Raw genomic sequence first — 8,463 nt, 5'->3', positions numbered from 1 at the left:
TGCCCCGTGGTCAGCTTTCTCGGCACATTACGATTTGTGCACAAAAGCTTCATCTCGAGGTTCTGATTTTTCACCTGATGCGGATTAAAATTCATATCCACAAGACTGATATCGACCTCAGATGCCAGTTCATTGCGATGGTCGCCTTCAAGCACCTCGCGGCGATGCGTTAGCCAGAACGCAGGTTTAGCATCGGTGTTACGGCTGTGGTTCATGCCATAAAACGGACGGTATGGAGTGTAATAGCCATCACTGTCGGTCGCGCCAACATCCGTAATGCTATACACCTCCAGACCATCGCGACGACGGGAATCCGGAACAACGGGATAACGCGACTCGGTGTGCGTTAAGGCCACAGGGTCAGCCGTCGTCTCGAATATATTCACAATCGGCGTACAGCCAAGTGCAAACATTCCGGCATTCACCTGATGCTCCAGTTCTGAGTCACTCTCACGCAGATAAAAATAGACGTTGAGCGTATTGGTGTACGACTCGTTCATCGCCACATCAAGCTGAGTAAGATCAATAAACTGGAACTTCTCCTGAAACGCAAAAAACTCAGTTAATAGTCGATAACCCGCAAATGAATTCGGTGGGTACGGAAGCATCCCTTCGTCGGTACCAAAACCTACCTGTTCCAGACAATCAGAGTTAAGGAACACCGGGGCTACGTCTGACTCACCGTTAGCGACAACAACTTTAAAGCACTTGGTTAACAGCAAATCATAGAGTGGATGAACGTGCTGCAGCTGACCTTTAAGAAACAAACGAATCTTTGAAAAATCCATTTCATTCATAACCAGGTCTTCGCTCAGCGTTCTGAAAGAGACCTTAAGCACGGCAGCAGCCCCCTGCACCTCCAGGCTGCCTGGCGCAACAAAAGGCCGTGGCATTAACTGAGCTGTTTCTACTTTCAAGGGCAGCAGTTCAACCGGGTAAGAAGTCGTGAATCGACACTCTTCACCATCAGAATCTGTATCAAGCAAGGTACCTGCCGGTATCTGTACGGGCGCATCCAGGTCATCAAGTGGAGCAAACTGGGTGATCGCCATCGATGGCACTGGGCGCAGGTAGTGCGGATACAGAGTCTCCAGCATGGCATCCGTCAGTTCAGGAAAGTCATCACTCAACTTCTGCTGAATACGCGCATTCAGAAAGGCAAAGCCGGAAAGCATACGCGACACCAACGGATCATCCACAGAGTCACTGCCTAGCTTAAGGCTTTCAGCGACGGAAGGATGCTGGCGTGCAAAATCACTGGCCGATTGCTTAATAAACGCCAGTTCTTTTTCGTAATGATATAAGAGCCTGTCGCTCATAATCAGAAAATCTCCGAGACATTTACCGTCTGATTGACGGGGTTTAACGCCGATTCAAATATAATCATTTCTTGTAGCGGGTTGACGTTGAGCGTTGCCTCAACCCGGAAACGGATTGTGGGGTCTTCATTATCAATCGCCACGTCCGTCTTCACTTTGACGGAGCGAATCCGTGGCTCAAAACGCTTCACAGCTTTTTCAATCCGGCGACAGAATTCATTGCGACTATCGAACGATGTCATATTGATTGTCGATAAATCAGGCAAGCCGTAGTTGAGAACGCAGTCGTCCAAATGGCTATATCCCGCAGGCGGTGACACACAGCAGTAACGGGTATTAAACAGATTCTCGAGGTCGCGACGTATGCTCTCGCGAAGGCTGCGCACAATCTGATGACTCTGGCGAAAATCTGTGCCCTTGTTCTGTTCCAGGAAACGATCAAGCAAAGGGGCAACGAGTGGTTTATCTTTCAGTTCAGACATACATCACACCTTGCCAATATCAATCTGACTTAATGACGTCGTCAGCCTGAGCTCTGACACCAGATGGTCAACCGAGTAATGCGTTTTTAAATGCACCAGGCTTGAGTAATAACCTGGCTGCGCGGGATCTTCATCCACCACAACTCTGGCCTCACGCAATGGATAACGTGCCATCATTTCCCATGAAAGGTCGTCCCGGCCGGTCGTGTATTGATCGAGCCAGTTCTGCAAAAAACGCTCACAGGATTCGGCGGTCGTATAGGAGCCCACCTTATCCCGAACAATAACCTTGATGTACTGCGCCACCCGGGAGCCACACAATATCTGCTGCAACATAGAGCTTATACGTGCGTTCGCTGTTGCTGATTTTTTCGCATACACCTTAGGGATCTGCAGCGATGGGCAGTTATTAAACACGGCATACGGCGTCTGAAAACAGTGACACAGAGCGATCATTCCATAGTCGCTCAGTTCACGTTCTAACTGATCAGTCACAGTGACAGACGTCGACATTTTCACCATCGCGCGGGATGAATCGGTGCGATAGGCCGGCGTCGGAAACTGAGTAACCAGGCCACCACCATAATGATCCCGAGGCACGCCGCGTATATGACTGAACCAACCGACCTCAGAAAATTCCCGGATCAGTACTGTCCCAAGTGCGAAACAGGCGTTACCCCACAAGTACTTGCGGTTATCTTTTCCTGCGACGCTTTCATTAAATCGCAGACCACGGCGGGAACGGCGATTATCTCGATAAGGCTCACGCATCAGCACCTGAGGCAGAGTCAGCGCCAGGAAACGACTGTCATCGTGTTCACGCATCGAGCGCCAGCGCACGTAATCATGCGAGCGGAAAATTTCGTCGACATTGATATGCAGACCAAGGTTATCGAAATCATCCAGACCAAAAAGCTGAGGGGCCGCACTGCAGACAAACGGACAAAACGCTGCGGCGGCAGCCCGGCTGATGCCCTGCAAGGTAAACACATCATCAATGCGATGGTCTTCATAAGGCCTGTGCGCAACGTAGTAGTCACCCAGCAGAACACTGAAAGGCTCCCCACCGGGCGTACCAAACTCTTCGTTGTAGATCAGATGAAACAAGCCGCTTTGATCGAAGTCTGGCGCACGCTCCATATCACGAGCGAGATCCTTCCAGCTGACATCCAACAATCTGATTTTAGTATTTTCGGGATTAACAACGGCGTCGATCAGAAACCAGAGGCCGCGCCAGGAAGCTTCGAGCGCCTGAAAGCGCTTATTGTGCAGAACGGCATCAATCTGCTCAGAAATCAGCTCATCAATAAATGCGACTTGTTGAGCCAGCCAACGACAAGGCTCCAGACGTGACGTATCGGCGGGTGACGATAGTTCGACCCAACGGCGAAACGCCTCCACATCATCGTTTTCAGAAAGGAATGAATAAATATCCGCGAGGGGTATTTCGTCCGATGAAAGGGTTGGCGAAGGATTCTCTGACATGACAGCCATGCCTGCGGAATCGTTCAGCACGGAAAACCTCTGAAGAAGAAATTATAAAGGGGGCCTGAGGCCCCCGATATCTGCTTACTTAGGCTGCGGAATATTCGCAACCATACGCAGAGAAGTTGTCAGCTCTTCCATTTGCAGCCAAGGCTTCAGGTAAGCAACGGCGCTGTATGCACCTGGAGAACCTGGAATTTCCTTAACTTCAACGCGAGCTTCAGCCAGTGGGTACTTGGCTTTCATTTCAGCAGACGCATCTGGGTTGCCGTTAGTGTACTGGGCAATCCACTGGTTCAACCAACGCTCGCAGTTTTCTGCCTGCATGAAAGAACCTACCTTGTCACGCGCCATTACTTTCAGGTAATGAGCAATACGTGAAGTCGCCATCAGGTATGGCAGGCGAGCAGAGATAGACGCGTTTGCAGTAGCATCCGGGTCATCAAATACTTTCTGCTTCTGAGTAGACTGAGCGCCAAAGAACACAGAGTAATCTGTATTTTTGTAGTGACACAGTGGCAGGAAGCCCTGGTTAGACAGCTCAGCTTCACGACGGTCAGTGATACCCACTTCGGTAGGACACTTCTGGTCAGTATCGCCATCATCACTCTTGAAGATGTGCGTCGGCAGACCATCAACACGACCACCTTCGGCACCACGGATAGCAGTACACCAGGAGTTTTCAGAGAACGCACGCGTCAGGGTAGTACCCATCACATAAGACGCGTTCATCCAGCAGTAATCGTCGTGCTCAGTTGCTTTCGACATACCAGACTCGTCCAGATCAAACTCTTCAAAATTGAAGGCTTCAACTGGCTTAGACGCAGCGCCGTATGGTGTACGTGCAAGAACACGAGGCATAACCAGAGTGACAAAGCGTGAATCTTCGCTGTCACGGAAGCTGCGCCATTTAATGTATTCCTGAGATTCGAAAATACCGCCCAGATCACGTGGCTTAGACAGCTCAGTGAAATCGTCAAAACCGAACATGCCTGAACCAGCCGCTGAAATAAACGGACAGAAGCCAGCAGCAGCAACGTTAGACATATTGCTCAGCAGGTCGATATCTTCAGGGTGATTAGTGAACTCAAAGTCACCGATCATACAGCCGTATGGCTCACCACCAGCAGTACCGAATTCTTCTTCGTAGATTTTCTTGAAGATCTGGCTCTGATCGAACTCAACCGCTTTATCAAGGTCACGGAAAAGCTCACGCTTGCTCAGGTTAAGCATGCGGATTTTCAGAGTAGCGCCAGTTTCGCTGTTCATAACGAGGTGGTTCAGACCGCGCCATGAGCCTTCCAGCTTCTGGAATTTTTCGTCATGCAATACAGCGCTGAGCTGTTTTGACATCGCCTGATCAATCGCAGTAATTGCCTGCTTAATTGTATTGGTCAGGTTACGATCCCAGGTAACGGTACCTTTCAGAACCTGCTCGGTCAGGTTTGCCAGCAGGTCTTCAGTTTCTTCACGGCCAGTTTGCTTAGTGTAGGTAATTGCCTGTTCAAGCAGACTGACCGACTGTTCTTCCGCTTCTGCGCCTACCGCAGCTTCGACTTCAGTACTCATTACTCAGCTCCTTCTTTGCTTTCGCCAACACCCAGCTGCTGAGAAATCTCAGTGATGTTGTCAGTATTTTTCAGAATTTGTTCAAGAACCGTTTCCAGCTCTTCAGAGCGATCCGCTTTACTCAGCAGGTCACGCAGTTTGTTACGCGCGTCCAGAAGCTGCTTCAGAGGCTCAACCTGTTCTACGATAGCTTCTGGCGTAAAGTCGTCCATCTTACGGAAATCCAGATCCACAGCCATGGTGTTGCCATCGCCTGCCAGAGTGTTTTCAACCTGCAGGTTCAGCTTCGGATTAACTTTAGCCATCACTTCATTGAAGTTATCGCGATCAATCTGAACGAACTTACGCTCTTTCAGCGCTTTACGGTTTTCAGCGTTATCACCTGAGTAGTCACCCATGACACCTGCAACAAACGGCAGTTCTTTTTTAACTTCAGCGCCATTCGTTTCAACATCATATGTGATGTGTACGCGAGGCTTACGCACGCGCTTCAGCTTATTGTGGATACTTTCGGACATGAGTAACTCCTTTTCCTTTGAGTAACGGTGTTCACCGTAATTCTGTTAATTCTTACCAGCTGGTCTCAGACTTTGGTTCAGGCTCAGCTTGCGGCGCAGGCGCGGCAGCCGGAGCAGCGGCTTCTTCGCTCGCCGCCGGTGCGGCAGGCGGCGCAACATAGGTCGACTCATCTGAGCCGTCCATTTTCACGCCTGTAAACTGCGAGAACAGACCGCGAGCATTGCTGTCTGGAATCAGCTCCATCATCAACTCGGCGACCGTCATCCGGCCCCAGCTGATCAGGCGCTCAAGACCCGGCGCCAGTGGTGTATGTGGTTCGTACTGACGGAAGTACTTAGCGACCTCTTCAAGGCGCTTAAGTGCTTCTTCGCGATTGGTAATCGGCCCTGTGGTTCCATTCACTAAACGCACAACCTGCCCTCCCTGTATGGCGCTGGCGTCTGCTGCGGCATCCTCAGCGGCTGCAGCACTTTCTTCGGCTTCTACAGCAGCGCTTGCAGCATCGGCTTCATCAAGCTTCGGCTTATAGATAAAACGGGTGGTACGTACGATTTCGGCAAGCAGTTCAGTGATTTTTGAACTTGGCGGTGCTTCAGCGCCGCACTTCTCACGCAAGGTCGAACTGATGTTTTTATAGAGTTCGGCACACTCTTCAAGTGTGGTTACAAAATTCTGGCAGGTAAGCAGGTCAGTGGCGGCTATCGTATCGGTAATTTCAGCCAGACTATAACCCAGTGACGCAATTCGCTCTGATTTCTTGTCGTCATCGTCAATCTTATCAGCGTCACGAGCCTGCAAATACTGATAGTAGCTGAATGCGCCTTTGTCACCGTAAACCGTGATTTCGATATTACGCAGCGGCGCCAGAAGAGTGCCTTCACCGCCATCACCATTAAGACCAGTCAGAGGCGCAACGCGCGTTTCAATACCGTCTTCATCAGGCAATGGATACACATCGTCCCAGAAGTTATCGATAAGCTGATTAATCACTGAGAGGCCATCACGCAGACCCGAGATACCATGGCTACGGACTAAGCTTTCGAGGTACCAGGACGCCACTTCCAGATCTTTTGAGGACTCTGTCAGGATCTTACTGGCAGTACGCTGCACAATATCCCAGGGGCCTGCCACATCCACTTCATCGTCACCACCGAACATGGCCGAGCGTTCAGCGGCGCGAGCGGCATTACGGGCGTCTTTAATGGTGTAGTAATCGGACGTTGGGGAGCGGTCTTCACGAATATCAATGCCCTGCGGAGTATCTTCATTAACAGGGGCGACGAGGCTTTCGATATCGACAACTTGACCAAATGGCATGGCAGAGTCCTTTCAATTTTGGTGTTTCTGGTCCAGTAGGAAAATGATACTACACCAGCCGTAGGGTGTTAACACCCATTAAATTATGACCACTGACCCGTCAGCATGTGGGTATATTCTTCCGGAGAGGGAAAACCAGATGCGACAAAAGATACCGACGGCGTATTTTCATTCGCACTCATTCCCCAAAGGCTGACACTGCCGGGCACGGGCTGCGTCATGCTATGCAGAGAACCAAATTCAGGATTGGCACCTCCCACAGAAACCTGGCTGCCCGAAGCGCTTACAAAGCAATGTCTCGTGCACGCAGGTATGGCGACATGACTCAGCTTTTCACAAAGGTCATCAACAGTCAGTTGCTCCTGAAGCCCGGATATGGCTACCTGTTGCAGCTCTGCAAACCAACCGTCGCCATCGGCCATCAACGCATACAGGTTTTCACCCTGAGCGAAAGGCACAGCAATCGACAAGGGGAAATAACGGCCAACGCTATCTACACTCGGCACCAGAATGCCAGCCCAGCGTTGCTGATCAACAACGCCGGCATCAAGACCAAAGCGCCAGACAGAACTGGTTAAGTAAAAGTCTAACCAGTCATCAGCAAGAATATTGCGTGAGCCTGCCACGACGCACTGCAGCCATTCATCCCAGACATCGATAAATGTCTGCGGTAGATTACGAACCAGAAAATCGCCGTGCGCGGGTAACTTACCGTAGATGCCGTAGTTCATAAAAATTCCTTACAGCGACTGTGGGCAACGGAAGTTACGAAGCAATGACAGGTCGAATGGATTTACATTCGTGCTCGCTGCCAGTCGATACTGCGCTTGATACCCAGACTCAGTAAACGTAATTACCTTTTCAGATTTATTTACGGTGGAGTGCAGCTGAGCATCATCAAGCATTCTCAGCAGCGACCAGTCACCATCGTACTGATCGTTGGACACCCGCTCTCCAAGGTCTTCGAACACAATACGAGAACGTCCACTTTCACCGGCGATCCAGTTAAGCGATTTTTCAATTCGAGGGCCGTGAGAATAACTGATCCGGTTCTCACCAATCTCCATCGTAAACAGACGCACATTGGAGTGAAGTTTCTCCGGCGTCGCACGGAAGTTAATCGCAGCAGCTTCACCTTCTGAGAACCAGGCGCGGCGAATATCGTCAGCACGTTGGAACTGGCGCAACGCTTCGCTGCTTAAGCCTATAGAGAAACCGCCATAGCCTTTCTGCTTCCAGCGGTAGGTATCGACAAACGGAGACACATATTCATCGACGAATGCCTGCTGGATGCCCCCCGGCTTGAAGAACTCATTAAATGCGACCACTGAGGCCTCTGACTGACGCCCAGCAACCAGTGGGTAGCGGTCGCCCAGCGTATTACGGAAAGTCTCATAGACCTGATAACGCCATACGGTATTAAGATGGACACCGGCTTTACCCATGACAGCGCCCCAGGTCTGATCGGCCAGTTTATTCAGCCAGTCGGCGGGTTGTTCAGGTGCGGTTGCCGCCAGGTTTTTAAGTTGCTGAATGGCGTCAGCACCGCCCCCAGAGAAACGTTTTTTCGCCGCTTCAAAAGCCGCCGCATTTGAATCTGGAGCACCATCAATCTGACCGAGGTATTCAGCCAGTGCTCCGATCGCTTCAAGATAACCCGCAAACTTAGAAGGCGTGCCTTTCTCGGCCGCCAGCATGCGCTGGATATCACGGAAGCGAAGATCAACCAGCGTCGGGTCGTACACCATACCCGCCGCTTTTTCGACGAGACC

Annotated in this window: 8 protein-coding genes; all 8 read right to left on the bottom strand. The window is 50.8% G+C overall.

The window, feature by feature from the left end:
* A partial coding sequence (gene tssF / locus B2067_RS12505; protein WP_301388673.1) for a type VI secretion system baseplate subunit TssF occupies window positions 1-1,319 on the bottom strand: 1,319 nt, incomplete at its 3' end.
* A 2-nt stretch (window positions 1,320-1,321) separates the two neighbouring features.
* Window positions 1,322-1,801 carry a type VI secretion system baseplate subunit TssE gene (tssE, locus tag B2067_RS12500; RefSeq protein ID WP_068439116.1) on the bottom strand — a complete coding sequence of 160 codons (480 nt, stop codon included), beginning with the start codon at window positions 1,799-1,801 and terminating at the stop codon, window positions 1,322-1,324.
* A gap of 3 nt (window positions 1,802-1,804) precedes the next feature.
* Window positions 1,805-3,316 (bottom strand): type VI secretion system contractile sheath large subunit, encoded by a 1,512-nt coding sequence (gene tssC, locus B2067_RS12495; protein ID WP_273089486.1) that lies wholly within the window; start codon window positions 3,314-3,316, stop codon window positions 1,805-1,807.
* 54 nt (window positions 3,317-3,370) lie between these two features.
* The gene (gene tssC, locus B2067_RS12490) at window positions 3,371-4,855 is read right to left on the bottom strand and encodes a type VI secretion system contractile sheath large subunit (protein WP_068439115.1); all 1,485 of its coding nucleotides are present in this window, start codon (window positions 4,853-4,855) and stop codon (window positions 3,371-3,373) included.
* On the bottom strand, window positions 4,855-5,373 hold the full coding sequence (tssB, locus tag B2067_RS12485; RefSeq protein ID WP_068439112.1) for a type VI secretion system contractile sheath small subunit: 519 nt from the start codon (window positions 5,371-5,373) through the stop codon (window positions 4,855-4,857). Before tssB ends, tssC (B2067_RS12490) begins: the two co-directional genes overlap by 1 nt.
* A 52-nt stretch (window positions 5,374-5,425) precedes the next feature.
* The gene (gene tssA, locus B2067_RS12480; protein WP_068439110.1) at window positions 5,426-6,691 is read right to left on the bottom strand and encodes a type VI secretion system protein TssA; all 1,266 of its coding nucleotides are present in this window, start codon (window positions 6,689-6,691) and stop codon (window positions 5,426-5,428) included.
* Between the two features lie 83 nt (window positions 6,692-6,774).
* Window positions 6,775-7,422: a type VI secretion system-associated protein TagF gene (gene tagF, locus B2067_RS12475; protein ID WP_297531617.1), complete on the bottom strand. Its 648-nt coding sequence runs from the start codon at window positions 7,420-7,422 to the stop codon at window positions 6,775-6,777.
* Window positions 7,423-7,431: 9 nt separating this feature from the next.
* Window positions 7,432-8,463, bottom strand: a 1,032-nt coding sequence (locus B2067_RS12470) for a type VI secretion IcmF C-terminal domain-containing protein (RefSeq protein WP_301388671.1), incomplete at its 5' end; no start/stop codon positions are given.

The organism is Thalassolituus sp. UBA2590 (assembly GCF_002339775.1).
Lineage (GTDB): Bacteria > Pseudomonadota > Gammaproteobacteria > Pseudomonadales > Oceanobacteraceae > Thalassolituus.
Note: the sequence above shows the minus strand (reverse complement) of the source record. Positions and strands in the feature narration are given on the sequence as shown.